Annotated in this window: 17 protein-coding genes, 4 pseudogenes and 2 riboswitches; of the genes and pseudogenes, 16 read left to right on the plus strand and 5 right to left on the minus strand. The window is 33.3% G+C overall.

From position 1 onward, the window contains the following. Positions 1 to 62: 62 nt before the first annotated feature. Positions 63 to 476, plus strand: a complete 414-nt coding sequence (locus LGAS_RS04705) for a cupin domain-containing protein (protein ID WP_025012215.1) — start codon at positions 63 to 65, stop codon at positions 474 to 476. 115 nt (positions 477 to 591) lie between these two features. Continuing rightward, complete coding sequence (bsh, locus tag LGAS_RS04710) at positions 592 to 1,569, plus strand: choloylglycine hydrolase (RefSeq protein WP_003647335.1); 978 nt, start codon at positions 592 to 594, stop codon at positions 1,567 to 1,569. A 123-nt stretch (positions 1,570 to 1,692) separates the two neighbouring features. Here bsh and LGAS_RS04715 read toward each other — a convergent pair whose 3' ends face one another. Continuing rightward, positions 1,693 to 1,914 carry a glycoside hydrolase family 2 TIM barrel-domain containing protein gene (locus tag LGAS_RS04715; protein ID WP_003653060.1) on the minus strand — a complete coding sequence of 74 codons (222 nt, stop codon included), beginning with the start codon at positions 1,912 to 1,914 and terminating at the stop codon, positions 1,693 to 1,695. A 72-nt stretch (positions 1,915 to 1,986) separates the two neighbouring features. Between LGAS_RS04715 and LGAS_RS09435 the strand changes: the two genes are divergently transcribed. The 6 genes and pseudogenes from LGAS_RS09435 to LGAS_RS09645 all read left to right on the plus strand — a co-directional run. Beyond that, positions 1,987 to 2,064 (plus strand): MerR family transcriptional regulator, encoded by a 78-nt coding sequence (locus tag LGAS_RS09435; RefSeq protein ID WP_230577966.1) that lies wholly within the window; start codon positions 1,987 to 1,989, stop codon positions 2,062 to 2,064. Positions 2,065 to 2,408: 344 nt separating this feature from the next. Next, positions 2,409 to 2,597: a hypothetical protein gene (locus tag LGAS_RS04720; RefSeq protein ID WP_003653057.1), complete on the plus strand. Its 189-nt coding sequence runs from the start codon at positions 2,409 to 2,411 to the stop codon at positions 2,595 to 2,597. Between the two features lie 60 nt (positions 2,598 to 2,657). After that, positions 2,658 to 2,824, plus strand: a riboswitch (M-box (ykoK) riboswitch). 75 nt (positions 2,825 to 2,899) lie between these two features. Next, entirely contained in the window at positions 2,900 to 5,578 is a 2,679-nt protein-coding gene (mgtA, locus tag LGAS_RS04725) for a magnesium-translocating P-type ATPase (RefSeq protein WP_025012214.1), read from the plus strand. A 24-nt stretch (positions 5,579 to 5,602) separates the two neighbouring features. Then, positions 5,603 to 6,611: pseudogene (locus LGAS_RS04730) on the plus strand (ABC transporter ATP-binding protein); the annotation flags it as partial. A gap of 327 nt (positions 6,612 to 6,938) precedes the next feature. Continuing rightward, a complete protein-coding gene (locus LGAS_RS04735; RefSeq protein ID WP_003647332.1) occupies positions 6,939 to 7,760 on the plus strand; it encodes an aldo/keto reductase in 822 nt (273 codons plus the stop codon). Between the two features lie 120 nt (positions 7,761 to 7,880). Beyond that, positions 7,881 to 8,165: pseudogene (locus LGAS_RS09645) on the plus strand (iron-sulfur cluster biosynthesis family protein); the annotation flags it as partial. Positions 8,166 to 8,400: 235 nt separating this feature from the next. Here the strand turns inward: LGAS_RS09645 and LGAS_RS04740 are convergent. Further along, positions 8,401 to 8,973: a TetR/AcrR family transcriptional regulator gene (locus LGAS_RS04740; protein ID WP_035424203.1), complete on the minus strand. Its 573-nt coding sequence runs from the start codon at positions 8,971 to 8,973 to the stop codon at positions 8,401 to 8,403. A gap of 89 nt (positions 8,974 to 9,062) precedes the next feature. Between LGAS_RS04740 and LGAS_RS04745 the strand changes: the two genes are divergently transcribed. From LGAS_RS04745 to LGAS_RS04760, 4 genes are all read left to right on the plus strand, one after another. Next, a complete protein-coding gene (locus LGAS_RS04745) occupies positions 9,063 to 10,229 on the plus strand; it encodes an alpha/beta hydrolase family protein (RefSeq protein ID WP_003647329.1) in 1,167 nt (388 codons plus the stop codon). 20 nt (positions 10,230 to 10,249) lie between these two features. Next, positions 10,250 to 10,897: an NAD(P)-dependent oxidoreductase gene (locus tag LGAS_RS04750; RefSeq protein ID WP_003647328.1), complete on the plus strand. Its 648-nt coding sequence runs from the start codon at positions 10,250 to 10,252 to the stop codon at positions 10,895 to 10,897. Positions 10,898 to 11,129: 232 nt separating this feature from the next. Then, positions 11,130 to 12,362, plus strand: coding sequence for an MFS transporter (locus LGAS_RS04755; RefSeq protein WP_003647327.1), 1,233 nt, complete (start codon positions 11,130 to 11,132; stop codon positions 12,360 to 12,362). A gap of 324 nt (positions 12,363 to 12,686) precedes the next feature. Then, positions 12,687 to 13,079: a sulfite exporter TauE/SafE family protein gene (locus LGAS_RS04760; RefSeq protein WP_003654877.1), complete on the plus strand. Its 393-nt coding sequence runs from the start codon at positions 12,687 to 12,689 to the stop codon at positions 13,077 to 13,079. 196 nt (positions 13,080 to 13,275) lie between these two features. Here the strand turns inward: LGAS_RS04760 and LGAS_RS04765 are convergent, their stop codons facing one another. After that, positions 13,276 to 13,542, minus strand: a complete 267-nt coding sequence (locus LGAS_RS04765; protein WP_003647326.1) for a hypothetical protein — start codon at positions 13,540 to 13,542, stop codon at positions 13,276 to 13,278. Between the two features lie 178 nt (positions 13,543 to 13,720). Here LGAS_RS04765 and LGAS_RS04770 point away from each other — a divergent pair, with 178 nt between their 5' ends. Beyond that, a complete protein-coding gene (locus tag LGAS_RS04770) occupies positions 13,721 to 15,085 on the plus strand; it encodes an FAD-dependent oxidoreductase (RefSeq protein WP_003647325.1) in 1,365 nt (454 codons plus the stop codon). Between the two features lie 106 nt (positions 15,086 to 15,191). On the opposite strand, the pseudogene ribH reads toward LGAS_RS04770, so the two are convergent. Both ribH and LGAS_RS04780 read right to left on the minus strand, forming a co-directional pair. After that, positions 15,192 to 15,653: pseudogene (ribH, locus tag LGAS_RS04775) on the minus strand (6,7-dimethyl-8-ribityllumazine synthase). Then, positions 15,653 to 15,931: a GTP cyclohydrolase II gene (locus LGAS_RS04780; RefSeq protein WP_003647324.1), complete on the minus strand. Its 279-nt coding sequence runs from the start codon at positions 15,929 to 15,931 to the stop codon at positions 15,653 to 15,655. The pseudogene ribH and the gene LGAS_RS04780 overlap by 1 nt, the downstream one beginning before the upstream one ends. A gap of 112 nt (positions 15,932 to 16,043) precedes the next feature. Then, positions 16,044 to 16,157, minus strand: a riboswitch (FMN riboswitch). 48 nt (positions 16,158 to 16,205) lie between these two features. On the opposite strand from LGAS_RS04780, the pseudogene LGAS_RS09785 reads away from it, so the two are divergent. The 3 genes and pseudogenes from LGAS_RS09785 to LGAS_RS04790 form a co-directional block, all read left to right on the plus strand. Then, positions 16,206 to 16,316: pseudogene (locus tag LGAS_RS09785) on the plus strand (ABC transporter permease); the annotation flags it as partial. Positions 16,317 to 16,657: 341 nt separating this feature from the next. After that, the gene (locus LGAS_RS04785) at positions 16,658 to 17,590 is read left to right on the plus strand and encodes a helix-turn-helix transcriptional regulator (protein ID WP_011678892.1); all 933 of its coding nucleotides are present in this window, start codon (positions 16,658 to 16,660) and stop codon (positions 17,588 to 17,590) included. Positions 17,591 to 17,663: 73 nt separating this feature from the next. Next, positions 17,664 to 18,050, plus strand: a complete 387-nt coding sequence (locus LGAS_RS04790; protein ID WP_003647323.1) for a hypothetical protein — start codon at positions 17,664 to 17,666, stop codon at positions 18,048 to 18,050. Positions 18,051 to 18,114 lie beyond the last annotated feature (64 nt).

Here is an 18,114-nt window from a genome sequence, read left to right on the forward strand (position 1 = left end):
TATTTTGCATGACGTTATTTCTATTCTAAAATAAAAGCAAAGTTAGAAATGGGGGTAATAACATAGCAAAAAATGAAGAAGAAGTAAAAAATAGTGTTTTTGGCTTTGGTGATTCAAATGAGGCCTTTGCTAAGTTTTTTAAGGGAACTAGTTATCTTAAGCCATTAGCAGAAAGTAAAGAAGCTAAGACTGCGGTTCATAATGTGAGCTTTGAACCAGGATGCCGCAACAATTGGCACATGCACTCAGTTCCACAAATTTTAATTGCAGTTGCTGGTGAAGGGTGGTATCAAGAAGAAGGTAAGCCTGCACAAAAGTTGGTTCCAGGTGATGTTGTAATTGTAAACCCTAATACTAAGCATTGGCATGGAGCTACTAAAGATTCGTGGTTTGCACACTTAGCAATCATGGTAGGAGATAGTAAGAATACATGGCTTAAACCGGTTTCTGATGAAGAATATGACAAACTAAATTAAGGGCTTGATGTGAAAATCAGCCTTTTTTTCATGTAATCGAAATATTATATTTTGATATTCTTTGGGATTAGAATATGAAGTGAAATGATTACTTTAATCAGAGGAGAAATCTAATATGTGTACATCAATTTTATATAGTCCCAAAGACCACTATTTTGGTAGAAACTTAGATTATGAAATTGCTTATGGTCAAAAAGTGGTTATTACACCAAGAAATTATGAATTTAAGTTTGCCAATTTACCAGCTGAAAAATCACATTATGCAATGATTGGCATAGCTGCTGTAGCAAATAATACCCCACTATATTGCGATGCGATTAATGAAAAGGGTTTGGGAGTAGCTGGTTTAAGTTTTGCTGGACAAGGAAAGTATTTTCCAGTAGTAGAAGATAAGAAAAACATTGCTTCATTTGAATTTATTTCTTATATATTAGCTACTTATGAAACTGTTGATCAGGTTAAAGAAAATTTGACTGATGTTAATATTTCTGATGTGAGTTTTTCTAAAAATACACCAGCTTCAGAACTTCATTGGCTAGTAGGAGATAAGACCGGTAAGAGTATCGTTGTTGAGTCAGATGAAAAAGGTTTACATGTTTATGATAATCCAGTTAATGCTTTGACGAACGCACCGTTATTCCCGCAGCAGTTAACTAATTTGGCAAATTATGCTGCAGTTGTTCCCGGCCAACCTAATAATGATTTTTTACCTGGAGTTGATCTTAAGATGTATAGCCGCAGCTTAGGAACTCATCATTTACCTGGTGGAATGGATTCAGAATCACGTTTTGTTAAAGTATGTTTTGCTTTGAATCATGCACCAAAAGATAGTGATGAGGTAGAAAGTGTTACTAATTTTTTCCATATTTTGCAGTCTGTTGAACAGGTAAAAGGGATGGATGAAGTTGGTCCTAATATTTTTGAATACACCATGTATACTAGTTGTATGAATCTTGAAAAGGGTATTTTGTACTTCAATTGTTATGATGACAGTAGAATTAGTGCTGTAGACATGAACAAGGAAGATTTGAGTTCATCAGACTTGATCGTGTTTGACTTGTTCAAGAAACAGGATATTAGTTTTATAAATTAAAATTAGCTAGAAATTTGTATCAAAATTAAAAAATTGCGTTCATAATTAAATAATCGATATCAAATGTGCTAAAATGATATCGATTATTTTGATTGAACACGATTATTTGTAACAACTAAAATATTAATTTAGTTGTTGCCATCTCTTTTTCAAGGTAAAGGCAATATCTTTAAGTTCACGATCGCGAGTAAAAATTCCTTTATCGTTGCCACCAACACGCATAATTCCTTTACTCGTCTTAAAGTCAGCAAAGTTCCAAACTAATTCGCCACAAATAAATGGATATTTCTTAAATATATCAAAATACATTTGATAATATTCATTTTGATATTCTTGGCTCCACATTTCATCTGGAAGGCGATGAGAAGAAGATAATGTATCAGCGCCAAACTTGCTGGTACTACCAGACGAACTTTAATTTTTTATGATCAAAAAGATATTTTTAAACCAATGAAGACTAAGAAAAATGGCTATCGTTATTATAGTTATAAGTAGTTATATCAAATTAGTTTTATCTTAGGACTGCGTGATTTAGGACTTTTATTAGTAGAAGAAATCAAAGATTACTTGAGCGATTCGAGCAGGGTTGCCTTGAATAGAAAATTAATCCCTTTAAAAAATAAAATTGAATTGCGCATTCAAAGTTTGAAGCAGATTTATCCATTTTACGTCAAAAAGAAAATGATAACTTTCAATTAACCAATGTCGATTTTTATATGGTAAAGAAATGTTTTTTACCTGATCATGATTTTGGGTGTTCGGATTTTAAAGTCGATTGTTCTGAAACTGAAATTGCTTCGACATATAGTCAGTTTTATCAAGAATTAGGTGTGCGTATAATGGCAAATAAAAATTTATCAAGTTTTCTTACAGATTTACCGCAGGCAAAAGCTGATACCTATGCAAATTTAGGTTTTAGAATTATTAAGAAAAAATCATACAATCCAAAAGTTAATATCCCGATAATTACTCAAACTGATGGCAATTATTTGATGTATGGATTTAGAGTAAAAGTAAAGAATTTATAAAAATGCTTGAATAATAAAGAATAATTGTTTAATCTATTAACCGTTAGTTGAATAAAGAAGCAAATGAACTGTTAGGTGAGACTCCTACGTAAATATACGCTGATGCCCAGCAACATCTAGAGATGCCAACGGGTTAAACAGGAATTGTCAACTTAAGGCTTTTCCCAGTCAGCTAGTTAAAAAACTTCACGTTACGTAGTGTTAAAACTGAACGACGAGTATAAATCGCTAAGTTAAGACCAATGCAGTTTTTGCGTTGGTCTTTTTGTTTGTTTGCCGATTTTTTAGAGGGAGAGATTACTATGTTAAAATTCAACTCTAAAGATCGCGTAGTAACTAATGCGACTTTGGCTAAGCAAATTGCTAGACAAGAAAAAAATGAAGTCTTAAAGCAATTGCATACAACAATTAATGGATTAAATCCAGTTCAAGCAAAGCAACGTTTAGGGCAAGATGGCTTAAATGAGGTCTCGAATAAAGAACATCATCCAAAATTACATTTTCTAATCGATGCTTTTATGACACCTTTTACAGGCGTGTTGTTATTTTTAGCAGGTTTATCTTTTTTAACTAACTATGTCTTTGTGCCAGCTGATCAAAAAGATCTGAGTACCGTAATTATCATGATTATGATGGTTCTGATTTCAGGAATTACTAGTTTTATTCAAAATGTAAAAACAAGTGATGCGGTTGATTCATTGCTAAATATGGTTTCTGTAACTACAAATGTTAAACGAGCTGGCGAAGATAAAGAATTACCAACTAAAGATGTAGTAGTTGGCGATATTATTAATTTAGCTGCTGGAGATTTAGTGCCAGCAGATATGTATTTGTTAAAGAGTAAAGACTTATTTTGTTCAGCGAGCTCATTAAATGGTGAGTCAAGTCCAGTTGAAAAGATGGCAGATCAGAAGCCAAAAGAAAGTGATAATTACTTAGATTATCCAAATATCCTTTATGAAGGAACAAATATTGTTTCTGGTTCTGGAATGGGCGTCGTTTTTGCTACAGGTGATAAAACCGTTTTTGGAAATCTGGCCCGTACTCTTGCTCAGAATAAAAACAAAGAGACAACTTTTGACATTGGAATTAAAAATGTTTCTAAAATATTACTAATCATGACAGCTGTAATTGCACCACTAGTGTTTTTGATTAATGGTTTAACTAAAGGCGATTGGCTAAATGCATTAATTTTTGCTATCGCAACGGCTGTTGGTCTGACGCCGGAAATGTTGCCAGTTATCGTGACTAGCAATTTAGTTAAGGGGTCTATTGAAATGGCTAAGCATGAAACCATTGTTAAAAGAATGAATTCAATCCAAAACTTTGGCTCAGCTGATATTCTTTGCACTGATAAGACTGGTACCTTAACACAAGATAAAGTGGTTTTGGAACGACACTATAATTTAAACTTAGAAGAAAAGTCAAAAGTATTAGAGCTTTCATACTTGAATAGTTATTATCAAACAGGGATGAAAGATTTAATTGATAAAGCAGTTATTGACGCTGCTCAAGGAGAACTAGATACAAAGAAAATTAATCAAAACTACCAAAAGATTGATGAAATACCTTTTGATTTTAAGAGAAGACGCATGAGCGTTGTCGTTATGAACCAGCAACACGAACATATTTTGGTAACTAAAGGTGCTGCTGAAGAAATGCTTGCTTGTTCTAATAGAGTAGAAATAGATGGTTCAATAAGTCCACTTGATGAAGATCAACGTCAGAAAATTTTAACTGAAATTGATGAGATGAATCAGGATGGTTTACGTGTTGTTCTTTTAGGATATAAAGAAAATCCAGCTCCTGTTGGTGAATTTAGCATTGATGATGAGAATGAATTAATCTTAGTTGGATTTTTAGCATTTTTAGATCCACCAAAAGACAGTGCTAAAGCAGCATTGACTGCCTTAAAAGAAGATGGCATTGCAGTCAAAATTTTAACTGGAGATAATGAAGCAGTTACGCGAAATGTAGGAAAGCAAGTAGGTTTAAATATTGATCGAGTTTATCAGGGAAAAGACCTTGAAAATAAGACTGACGCTGAATTAAAACAAATGGTGCAAGCATGCAATGTTTTTGTGAAATTATCCCCACAACAAAAAGCTCAAATTATTGACTTACTTAGACAAGATGGTCATACCGTAGCTTATATGGGAGATGGAATCAATGATGCTCCTGCAATGAAAGCGGCAGATGTTGCTATCTCAGTTGATACAGCGGTGGACATTGCTAAAAAGTCAGCAGATATAATTTTGCTCCACAAAGATTTAATGATTTTAGAAAAGGGAGTACAAATTGGCCGTCAAGTATTTGGCAATACGATGAAATATATTAAAATTACGCTTTCTTCTAATTTTGGTAATATTTTATCAATTTTAGTAGCTTCTTCATTTTTGCCATTCCTACCAATGCTTCCAATTCAACTTTTAATTTTAGACTTGATGTATGGAACTAGTTGCCTATCTATTCCATTTGATACTATGAATAAGCATTATTTATCAGAGCCTAGAAAGTGGAGTACAAAGAAGCTACCGAAGTTTATGTTCTACTTTGGTCCAACGTCCTCTATTTTTGATATCATAACTTTTGCTTTGCTTTTCTTTGTGGTTTGTCCGCAAGTAATTGGAACTAGTTATGTAGCAGCTGGCGCAACGCAAAAATTAATTTTCTCAGCCATCTTTTGTACAGGGTGGTTTATTGAATCACTTTGGACCCAAGAAATGGTTATTCATGCACTTAGAGATCCCAAATTACCATTTATTAAGCAACATGCTACAGCAATTGTTACTTGGGCAACAATCGGTATGGCAGTGGTGGGAACTGTCTTACCATTTATTACACCAATAGCTAAAGCAATAAAATTTGGCCCAATTCCAATGTACTTTTTAGCAATTGTATTTCTTTTGTTAATCTTATATATTGCTTTAACTACTTTAGTAAAGAAGTGGTATTTGAATTCAGAAAAATATTTGATTTAATTAACAAGAAATATTTTCTTTTGAGAATCATGGGTTAATTCCTTGATGCAACCAATTTCTAACATGTTAATGATGATTTTGGTAATCGGGATTTTAACCTATGGTGCAATTCGGGTAATGCAAGGCAGTGGGTGCCCTCATTTCATTTTTAATGTACTTGTTCCAATTAATGGGACCAGTAATTATGGTTAGCTAATTCTTTAACGAATTAGCCAAGACATCAGGCTCAACTGAACGTATTCGTGAAATGCTCAATGAACCCATTGAAGAATCTGCTGCTGATCAAAAAGTTGATGTTGCTTGTAAAGAATTGCAATTGCAAAATGTCAGCTTCTCTTATGAAAAAGATAAGCAAATTTTGCATGACATTAATGAAGTGGCTAAACCAAATACGGTTGTCGCTTTTGCTGGACCATCTGGTGGTGGTAAATCAACAATTTTCTCATTGATTGAACGTTTCTATAAACCAACTTCAGGTAAGATTACGATTGGTAATGAAAATATTGACAATATCGATTTAACTAATTGGCGTCATCAAATTGGTTTAGTCGGTCAGAATTCTGCAGTAATGCCAGGAACAATTCGTGAAAACTTAGTTTATGGATTAGATCATGAAGTAAATGATGACGAACTATGGCGTGTACTAAAGATGGCATATGCTGATAAATTCGTAAAAGAATCAGAAGATGACTTGGGTACTCAAATTGGTGAACGAGGGGTAAAACTTTCTGGTGGTCAAAGACAGAGAATTGCGATTGCTCGCGCATTCTTACGTGATCCAAATATCTTAATGCTTGATGAAGCAACTGCTAGTCTTGACTCAGAATCTGAAGCAATGGTGCAAAAAGCTTTAACCAGCTTAATGAAGAATAGAATGACTTTAGTCATTGCACACCGTTTAAGTACGATTGTTGATGCAGATAGAATCTACTTCATTGATCATGGTACAGTTTCCGGTTCTGGTACGCACGAAGAATTAGTTAAGTCAACACCGCTTTATGCTGAGTACGTTCATAATCAATTTAAGAAATAATATATAGAAAGAAGCTGATTTTATATCTAGGATTTCCAATTGTTAGTTTTATTGTTTCAATGGGACCTAAGCCTGGTCCTAGACCGGAGAATAAAAAATAAATTTAAGGAGTTGCTTGAGAAAGCAGCTCTTTTTTGTGTATAAGTTAAAAAATGGATGAAATTGGGTAAAAGTTTAACTATAGTTAAACTTTCGAGATAAATGGGACATAATTTAACTTATAGTTAAACTTTTGATATTCGAATGCTTAATAGAAATAAATAATCATTTTTAGTATATGATTGATTATAGAAATAAACTGAAAAAATATATTGAGGTAACTTTGATATGAAGCAATTAACATTAAATAATGACGTTAAAATTCCAATTTTTGGTTTTGGAACTTATGAAATTAGTCCTGATCAAACAAAGCAAGCAGTATTATCAGCTTTTGAAGAAGGTTATCGCTTAATTGATACGGCGCAATATTATCAAAATGAACAACAAGTTGGCGAAGCGGTGAAAGCAAGCGGTCTAAATCGTGATGAGGTGTTTATCACAACTAAAACGATGACTGATGGTTATGAAGATACTAAGATTGGTTTAGATGAATCATTGAGAAGAATTGGACTAGATTATTTTGACCTGGTTTTAATTCACTGGCCGATGGGACATGATATTGATACTTGGCATGCACTGGAAGCAGCATATAAAGCAGGAAAGACGCGCGCAATTGGAATTAGTAATTTTAATAGTCGCCAAACTTTAGATCTAATTCACCAAAGTAGTGTCCGTCCAATGGTTGATCAAATTGAAACTCATTTATTTTTGCAGCAATGGAAGATGCACGAATTTTTAGAAAAAGAAAATATTGTGCACGAAAGTTATAGTCCGCTTGGTAATGGTCAGCAAAATCTAATAAGTAATCCAGTTTTAAAAGAAATTAGCGAAAAATATGGGAAATCACCAATTCAAGTAATTTTGCGTTACTTGGTTCAAAACGATGTTGTAACTATTCCGCGTTCAACTAATCCAGCTCATATTAAGTCAAATATTGATATCTTTGATTTTGAATTAGATAATGATGATCTTAAGAGATTACGCGTTTTAGACGAACGTAAGCCAATTGATGGTTGGCCTGCAGAAATGCGTGAAGATGAAGATTATTAAGTCAAAATTGAACTAAAAGTTCAAAATAAAAGCCGCATTTTGGTAAAGTGGTGAACATTTTTACCAAAATGTGATTTTTATTCAGTTCAAGTATAATAATTTAACCCTGATTTAAATGATGGGGTTAATAAATACTCAAATGTTGGGAGCTGTACGAGCGTATTAGCTTTTCAACTAGTTATTGTTGATGAGGAAGATCCATTATATGAAATTGAGCTAGAAAATAAGTTTAACCTCCCTTTATTTACTGGAGAAAGAGAAATTAGCATGCTAGCCTCTGGTTTAAAATTAAAGGCGAAAAATAATGTTTTGAGTTTAGTTAGTGATGAAGGCGTGATTGATGATACAATTAGCATTAACGATATAACTAAAGATAAACAATCATTCGTTTTAAATAAAATTTAGTTTAGTAGTTAAATACCCACTCACTAGAATTGAAAGTTTTGCTTTCAATTCTTTTTTTGTAGAAGTGCACTATAAATCATATTCATACTACCAATAATTATTTTAATTTTTAATATATTTTCTGCAGTAATATATTAATCAATGAGAAATGTCATTAAGTTAAGACATGACTACTTAGCTTTGTATTTTAAGACATTGATTCAATATTGAATCAGCGTTTTTTCCATGTTTTTGATTAACTTAGTTTTGTTAATTCTCCGTTTCGCATTTTAAAGAAAAAAGTAGCCATTTCTTTGGCTGAATAGTTGGGGTGGATAGTCCAAAAACGAATAATTCCAATTAATGCAGAAATGCTGTAATAAGAAAATAGTTCTTGTAAGTCATTATTTGCTTGTAAATGCATCAATGAATGTGACAATCCTTCCATTTCTAACAAATGGTCCATTAACTTGGTTGAGAAACTTAGGTCACCATGACTGGAAATCAGAATACGAATTGTTACTAAGTTGTCTTTGAAGACCTGTAAAAAATTAGTTAGATATTCAATACCATTATCAGATTTTAATGCTAGTTGATCGAGCATTTTCTGATGTGGTTTTTTTAATGCCGTAAAAAGCCTAGCTTCAATCTGCTCAATAATTGCCCATTTATCGTTGAAATGGCGATAAATAGTAACACGATTAATATTTGCCATGTCAGCTAATTCATTCATCGTAATTTTATTTAAATCACTTGAATCCATTAATTTTAATAGTGCAGATTCTATTATTTGATCAGTTTTTTTGCTTTTCTTATGATATTTATTCAAAATGCAACACTCCATCTCATTTTGTAGTTAAATTATAGTCCTTTTTTCTCTAAGATTGAATCAACAATTAAGAAGAGAGGTAATAACCCATGACAGAAATCTTTAAGAAACATTGGTCAGAATATAAATATAGTAAAAACATGTTGCAAGATGCATTAATCAAGCATGTGATGGATTTAATGCCATATCGCATGAGCGATGAAGGTGAAGTCTTAGAAATCATTATGAATATTAAAGAAAGTGATGAACAAAGCTGGATTAATGCCTGGAGTAATATGGCAGCAAACTTACAGAACCGTGCGCATAAGTTTGAAAAAGCCGGCAAATTAATTAGTGCTGGTAGTAGTTATCTGCGGGCTTCTACTTATTGGCGTGTATCCCTAATGTATTTTGGTGATTGGCAGGACCCTAGAATGCAAGAATTTTCTCAAAGAAGTAAAGACTGTTATGACCGTGCTTTAGAGTTAAATGGTTATCCTGGTGAAGCAATAAGAATTCCTTATGAAAATACTTATTTACCAGGTCATTTTTACCGCTCGCCGTTTGCTAAAAATAAAAAGGCACCATTATTAATCGTAATTCCAGGACGGGATACTTGGGCAGATGATACAATTTGGGTTACTGACGCGGCAATTAAGCGCGGAATTCATGCCCTAACTTTTGATGGACCTGGACAAGGGATGGCATTAAGACTGCAAGACTTAAAGTTTAGACCAGACTTTGGAAATGTTTTAGGACCAGTTATTGATTTCGCTCAAAAACAAGAGGAAGTTGATTCAGAACAAATCGGAGCAATGGGTATGAGCTTTGGCGGCTTTTTAGTAGCGCGTGGTGCAGCTTTTGATAATCGATTAAAGTTTATTATTTCAGATCCTGGTAATATGAATTGGGGTGGCATGATTGCTAAACGGTTAGAAAAAGCACTTAAAATACCAGCGATGATTCGACCTAATATGATTGACTTTGTTTTAAAAGACTATGAATGGAAGCATGGAGCAAATAATAAAACTATAATTAACGAATTAAAGAAATTTGATAATACAAAAATTGTACAAAATATTAAAACTAAAACTTTAGTTTTAGATGGTTCCGCAGAGGTTACTCATGGAGCAGCGAAAAAGTTTTATGATGCTTTAACCTGTCCTAAGGACTACTTACTGTTTGATGAAAATTCAACTGCTCAGCAACATACGCAAATGGGTGGCTATGCAACTGGAACTGAATATATTATGAATTGGATTGAAGACAATTTTTAGTTAATAGGAAGGAGAAGCTAATGAAACTCTTTTTAATTGGTGCTACAGGTAGAACAGGATCTGAAATAGTTAAACAAGCTTTAACACGTAATGATGAATTAGTTGCTTACGTTCGAAATCCGTCAAAGTTAAATATAAATGATCCTGAGCTAACAGTAATTAAAGGACAACTTGATGATGTTGCAAAAATGGCTTCTGAAATGAAGGGATGTAACGCTGTATTAGTAACGTTAGGTAATCCAATTTCTAACAGTAGTGGTAAATTATTTAGTTTTGCAATACCTGATATTATTAAGGCAATGGATCAAGCAAAAATCAAACGATTAATTAGTCTTTCTGCATTAGGTGTTGGTACAACTTTAGCCAATACCAGTTATCCTTACCGTATGGGAGCCAAAGGATTTTTGAAAGGTAATTTTTCTGACCATGAAGCGGGTGAAAGTCAACTTAAGAATTCTGATTTAAACTGGACTACCGTTCATCCTGGTCCGTTGTTTAATGGCAAAAAGACTGAAAATCCTTTAGTTAGGGATGCTGATTCGGGATACAAGATGCCAGGTGCACCTCGAACTTATCGTAGTGATGTAGCGCAGGTGATGTTAAGAATTATCAAGGATCGTAAAACCTTTGGTAAACAGTTAATCATGTGTTCAAAGCAAGATAAATAGCCCTCTTTAATATTAATACCTATTGGTACATTTTTAATTTTAGAGGGCGAAAAATCTACTTTTGATTAAATGAAAATAAGGCTTTGCGTTAAAAACTTATTGTATATTTTTTGTTTTATGATACTATGCTTAATAACATAGCGAAAAAAATAGTGATTAAGTTTACTACGCGTATACCTTGGAAAACTCCAAGCAGTTATGTTCTCAAATTTAACTGTAAGGAGTTTTTTTCATGCACAAAAATATATATTATTCATGGGCTAGTAACTTTTATCGATTATTTATTGGCCAAGGGCTAGCTACTATTATTTCAGAAACTGTCAATTATAGTTTGCTTTTTTATCTTACCTCAATTTCGAAATCAGCCACTATTTTATCTATTTCTGAAATAATTTCTTTATTACCAATCGCATTATTTGCTCTCTTCGCTGGCGTAATGGCAGATAGAGTTAGTAAGAAAAAGATACTTATTTTTTCTGATACAATCAGCCTTATTGTTACTCTTTTACTATTTTTGCAGGCAATCAATAGCCACAATAATCTAACGATTGATCTAATTCTGATTTCAAATTTACTTAGATCAACTACTATTAGTATTCAGAATCCGACTATTCAATCTGCTGTACCTGAACTTGTACCTGATGATAAGCTTTTAAAAATAAATGGACAATATAGTTCGCTTCAAGCACTTAATCAATTCTTTCCGCCGATTTTAGGTGGAATATTATATGGATTGCTGCCAGTAGACTATATTCTTTTACTATCAGGACTTGCAAACGTAATAGGTATTTGTGCCGTAATAATTACATGCTTTCCGAGGAATGAAGTTAATAATGCAAATCAACGAGGCTTTCACCTTCTGTTCGAATTAAAACAAGGTCTTCATAGTATTATTCAAGTTACTGGCCTGAATAGGGTGATTATTTACAAGGCTTTTTCCGTAGCTATTATTGTGCCATCAACTGCTTTATATCCACTTATGATTAGTGAACATTTTCATGGATCTTTAAAATTTGATGCGCCGTTAGTGGAAGTTTCAATTGCATTAGGTATGACATTAAGTGGTCTGTGTATGGGAAATTTAAATAATTTATCATATCGACTTATACCTGCAGGTATTGGAGTGCTAGGAATCGGATTAAGTTTGTTTATTTCTGGTATACTTCCCGGCAATCATTATGGTTTTATAATCTTTATTATTATTAATTTTATTGCTGGGTTATGTATTCCTTTGATTGATGCACCTGTTCAAACATTGCTTCAAGATAAGGTTGAACATAAAAACTTAGGAAAGGTAATTAGTTTTTATTTAATGATGATCGGATTGGCCAGACCTGCGGGTCTAAGTTTAAGTAGTGTGATAAGTAAATTTATGTCTACTGCTGAGATTTTTATTGGATCAGGAATACTACTTATTTTGATGCTTTTAGTTGCTTTATTTGATAGGAAGCTTAGAAGTATTTAAGCTAGTTGAATATATGAATTTAACTAACTACATAATTTATTTCTCTTCTAGATATGGAAACTTACTTACATTCATTGTCTTTTTACTTTTATTCAGAGATTAGGAGTAACCAAATAATCAAATTAGAAAAAGCGAGCAATGCATTTTAAAATTGAAAATCATTGCTCGCTTTTATAAACTAGAAACTTTTTTAGATACTTTTAGGTATAGCTATTTCTTGAAATTTTGATATCCGGCTTCGGTAAATTTATTTAATAATTTTACATCATGAGACCATTTCTGATCTTTAACAAAATGATGGGCACGGTTAACTGCAAATGAACCATGAATAATATAAAGGAAAATATTGTTTTAGCTTTCTTTGTAGGTTTATTTTTAGGAGCCATTTCGATCTTTCTGGCTATTGGTGGTGGACCACTTAATGTGTCTCTATTCGTAATAATTTTTCACTTCACAATGAAGCAATCTTCGGTTTATTCAATTGCAACGGTCTTTTTCTCACAAATTACCAAAATCATTTCGATTGTTGCTAGTGCACAATATCATATGTTTGATATGAAAATGATTCCTATGTTGATCATTGCTTCAATTATTGGCGGTTATATTGGTACAGTTTGGAACCAGAAAATTTCATCAGCAAAATTGGAAAATCTTTATACAGTTTTCATGATTGCTATTACAGCAATTACTTGCTTTAATGTAATTCATTTTATATAAAAAAAGCAGGTAATAAACCTGCTTCAATTAACTATCTATTTTTGTAGCTCTTTACAAAACGCGTAACAGTAATTATTCAGCTGTTGCAGCGAATATCAGAGCAAAGATGAAGGCAATATGTAAACCGGACATAAATAATTGATTTTGTCCTACTGGATAAGTGGTGATATTTTTACCAGCTTTAAAACTCATTGAGCTATAAAAGGATAATGGTTGATAGACTTACTCCAAGTTCCATCCCGAAATTACGAGCTAAGGAATTAACACTACCAGCAATCCCTAAGAATTGCTGGTCAACGGAAGACATAATAACTGAATTGTTTGGCGATTGAAAGAGTCCCATTCTGACTCCGTAAAATAGGGAAGTAACTACGAAGAGCCAAAGTGGTGAATTTAAGTTAAAGGAAGTCATAAAGGTAAAAATCGCAATTGCAATTAAAGCAGCAATTCGTTTGTTTTTCATGGAATTATCTCTTTCCCTACTTTTTACAAGTTACAGATGAATGGTAATGCTTGCGTTTACAGATGTCAACATTCATTTGATTTTTGTCCATTAGTTTTGAGCAAAATACGATGGATATTAAATAATAAGTGTTACCATTAAAACTGTAAAGAAGAAACTATTGTGTTAGGAGGATTTTATGGATAAATGTAAAATTGTAATTGTTGGTGCTTCACATGGTGGTCATGAATCAGCAATTGAGCTGTTAGATAAATATAATGATGTAGATGTAACTGTTTATGAAGCTGGCGACTTTATTTCATTTATGTCCTGTGGGATGCAGCTGTATTTAGAAAATAAAGTTACAGCAGAAGATGACGTTAGAAACTTTGCCCCAGAAGATGTTGAAAAGAAGGGCGGTCATGTTTATGCCAACCATGAAGTAACTGCTATTCATCCTGAAAATAAGACTGTTACAGTTAAGGACTTAACTAATAATTCTGAAGAAGAAGTCCAATATGATAGGTTGATTCTTTCTTCAGGCGTAACTCCTAAAGTTTTACCTGTGCCAGGTAATGATCTCAAGAATATCTATTTGATGCGTGGACGTGACTGGGCTTCTAAGTTGATGAGTGCTGTTAACGATCCAGCAATTAAAAATGTTGCTATTGTTGGTGCTGGTTATATCGGTACTGAAGCTAGCGAAGTATTTGCTAAAGCTGGCAAGCATGTAACCTTAATGGATATGATTGATCGCCCATTAGGAACCTATCTTAATTCTGAATTACTCGATGTTTTGGAACCTACCTTTAAGAAAAATATGGACTTGAAGATGGGTGTCAAAATTGAAGGCTTTAATGGTAATGGAAAAGTTGAAAGTGTTAAAACTGATCAAGGTGATGTCCCAGCTGATCTAGTTGTTGTTTCAGCAGGTGTAATGCCTAACACTGACTGGCTAAAGGGCGTAGTTGATTTAGATCAAAGAGGTTGGATTAAGACTGATCCATACTTGAGAACTAATGTGAAGGACGTTTACGCCATTGGAGATGCAATTCTGCCGCTTTCGATTCCAGCTGGTAAGCCAATGCCAATTGCCTTAGCCACTACTACTAGAAGAGAAGCTCAATATGTGGTCGATCATATCTTCGAGGATAAGCCAGACCGTGCCTTCAAAGGTGTTATTGGTGCCTCAGCATTAAGTGTATTTGACTATCATTTTGCTACAGCTGGATTAAATCAATTCTCAGCTGCTAAGAACAAGCTTGATTACCAAACTAGTTTCTATGAAGATAACATGCGCCCAGCTTATGTTCCAGAAGCAGATAATCCTAAGGTATATGTCAGCTTAACCTTTAATCCATACACTCACCAAATTCTAGGTGGTGCAGTACTTTCTAAGTATGATATTACTGCTCAAGGCAATGTTTTGGCTTTAGCAATTAGTCATAAGATGCGTTTGGAAGACTTAGCTGAACAAGACTTCTTCTTCCAACCAGGATTTGATCGTCAATGGAGTTTGCTTAACTTAGCTGCACAACATGCCTTAGGTATGGCAAGATTCTAATTTAGTCATTAATAAAGATAAGTTATCAAGAAAAACTAGTCATGTTTTTACAACATGGCTAGTTTTTTTGTTGGATTTAGTTGTGTTTGGATAAAATAGTTAGTAATTACAATTGCTCATTGAGGGAGATCATTTCAAGTAAACTTTGGGCAGTAGAAGAGCCTTCGTTGCCTGCTTTTAAGCACGCCCTTTACAAAGCTTGTTCAATATTTTCTGTAGTTAAAATACCAAAAGTGACTGGAATTTTAGCTTGTAAATTCATCTGCATGATCGCATTAGTTACGTTTTGAATAATCATGGCATAATGATCAGTTTCACCCTTGATTACTGCACCGAGAGTCATGATTCCAGCATATTTATCAGATTTAATTAGTTTTTGAGCAGTGAAGCCTATTTCAAATGCTCCTGGTACCCAGATGACATCAATTTCATCGTCTTGGATTCCGAATTGATGAAGTGTTTCTTTAGCACCGCGAACCAAATTTTTAGTAACAATTTCATTAAATTTAGCTACGACAATCGCGATTTTTCCATAAGTATTAGTGAAGTTTCCAGTATATTCAGTCATTATTCAGCCTCCTTGAGTTCTAATAAATGATGAAATCTCTTTTTCTTAGTTTGTAGGTAAAAACGATCAACATCATTAGGTGCAATTTCTAATGGAATACGTTTATTAATCTTAATACCGTAATCGTTTAATTGGTCAATTTTATCAGGATTATTAGTTAGCAAATTGATTTCTTTGATCTTCAATTCTTTGAAAATCACAGCACCAACCAAAGTTTGGAAGCGTCCTTTTTTAGCTTCTTGTAAAGCTAAATTCATATAATATTGGTCTTTTTCCATTTAAATCACTTCCTAACAGAACAAAAAAAGAACCTCGAAGCTAAACTTCGAGGTTCAGAAATAGTATGCAAGTTAAAAAATAATTCAAGTACGCAAATAAGCGTAGATTAAAATTATCCTTCTTCCATCTAGACTATAACTATCGGTACCATTAAGGGTTCAACCGCTTGCGCGGGTTGCGGACTTTACCGCCGGTCGGGAATTTCACCCTGTCTCGAAGAACATTTAAGCATAAAGCTGCTTTTCTTTTTTGTCAAATGATATTTATAGGGCTCTTTTAAAGAATTTTCTGAAAAGTAAAGCAACGATTGTTTTTATTGCACATAACTTCAATGAAGGGATGCGTAAATTATTCGACCGTGAAATTCGTCTGGTAAAAGAATAAACAAAACATCACAAATTTCGGTGGATTGATACTGGAATTTATGATGTTTCTTTATGTTTAAAATGGTGAACTAACTGCTAAAACTCAAACTTTCTCATAAAGATTGGGTGAGTTCGGTGGTCTAGGTAACTAGCGGTTTTAGGCGTGATTTCTAAAACACCTAAATCTTTTTTTGCTGCCTCAACATCGTCAACGTAAATTTCATTTAAATGAAAATTTTTGATTGCTGGTTTGTTTAGTTAAAATATCTACCATAGTATGACCTTCCTTGTCCTGAACGCCTATCAGCATTATTATAGAATAAAAGACTGACATTTTTTGACAGGAAAGCTTGCACAACTATGAAAAAATCTGAACGACTTAATCAAGAACTACTATACTTAACCGATAAAAAGATTTTTCATTTAAAAGAACTAGAAGAAAAATTTGCAATTTCTGAGCGAACAGCTTTGCGAGATATTACCGATCTAGAGCAGTTAGGCTTAGCTTTTTATAGTGAAACTGGGCGTAGTGGTGGTTATCACATTACTAATAGTAAGTTACTATTGCCCATCCGTTTTAATACGCAAGAGATCAACGCTATCTTTTTCGCTTTACAGGCAATAAAAAATCTTAGTGAAACGCCATACAGTAATGAATATCAAAAGATTCAGACTAAATTACTAAAGAATCTACCTCAAAAATTACAAAACCAAATTAGTCTTCAAAAAGAATTTGTTCACTATATTAGTCAGCCAAGCTTGAATGAAGTACCTTTTTTTACTTTGCTACTTAAAGCTTGTCTGGATAATAGCGTAATTTTAGCGCGAAATTTTCAGTTTATTAAAGAAGAACAGAAATTGCAGTTGCTTGATATATTCTACCAAGCAGGGAATTGGTTTTGTCATGCTTATAATTTGGATTTAAAACGTTGGTTTGTCTTGCGGCTTGATAAATTTGAAACAGTAAAGCTACTAAATACTAAACAATCGGTGATGAATAAAGAGCAATTACTTGATAGCTTCCGGCAATATGAACAGGAGCATTATTGCATCCCTTATCAATGTCAGTTAACCAAAATCGGTGAACAAAAAGTTGAGTATAATTCATACCCAATCATGCAAATTGACCATAAGCATGGAAAAATATATCTGAATGGTAAATATAACAAGGAAGAACTACATTATTTAGTCGACTATTTGATATCTCTGGGTTCTGAAGTAAAAGTATTAAAGCCAAAAGAATTAAAGGATAGCTATTTGGAAAAGTTAAATGAAATAATTCAGCAATATTAATTTGCTAATTCTGACATAGGTTGTCAGGATTAAGGAATAAAGTAAAACTGAAAGGTTTTAGGAGGTAGAATTTATGACAAAGGTAATGGACGAAGATTTTTTAGACGTTTTAGAAGATAAAGGACCAGCAACGATTATTTCCATCAATGGCAATCCAGCTAGTGTGGTTAATACTTGGTCACAATATATTAATGTGGTTGCGGATGATACTATTTTGATTCCGGCTGCTGGGATGCATTCAATTGAACAGGATTTCAAGAAAGATCCTAAGCATGAATTAACGATTACGATTGGTTCTTATAATTATCAAGGAACCGCTGGTATGGGTCGCGGGTATCATATTCACGGTAGTGGTCAATTTATTAATGAAGGCGCATATTTTGATCAAATGAAAGCACAATTTGATTGGATTCGAGCAGTATTAGTGGTTAAAATTCATGATGTTGAACAGAAAATATAGTAAAAAGTTTGGAGATTAGCTCCAAACTTTTATTTTTTACGCTTTTTCACTTAAATCTTGATTA

It is taken from the genome of Lactobacillus gasseri ATCC 33323 = JCM 1131, assembly GCF_000014425.1.
GTDB classification, from domain to species: Bacteria; Bacillota; Bacilli; order Lactobacillales; family Lactobacillaceae; genus Lactobacillus; species Lactobacillus gasseri.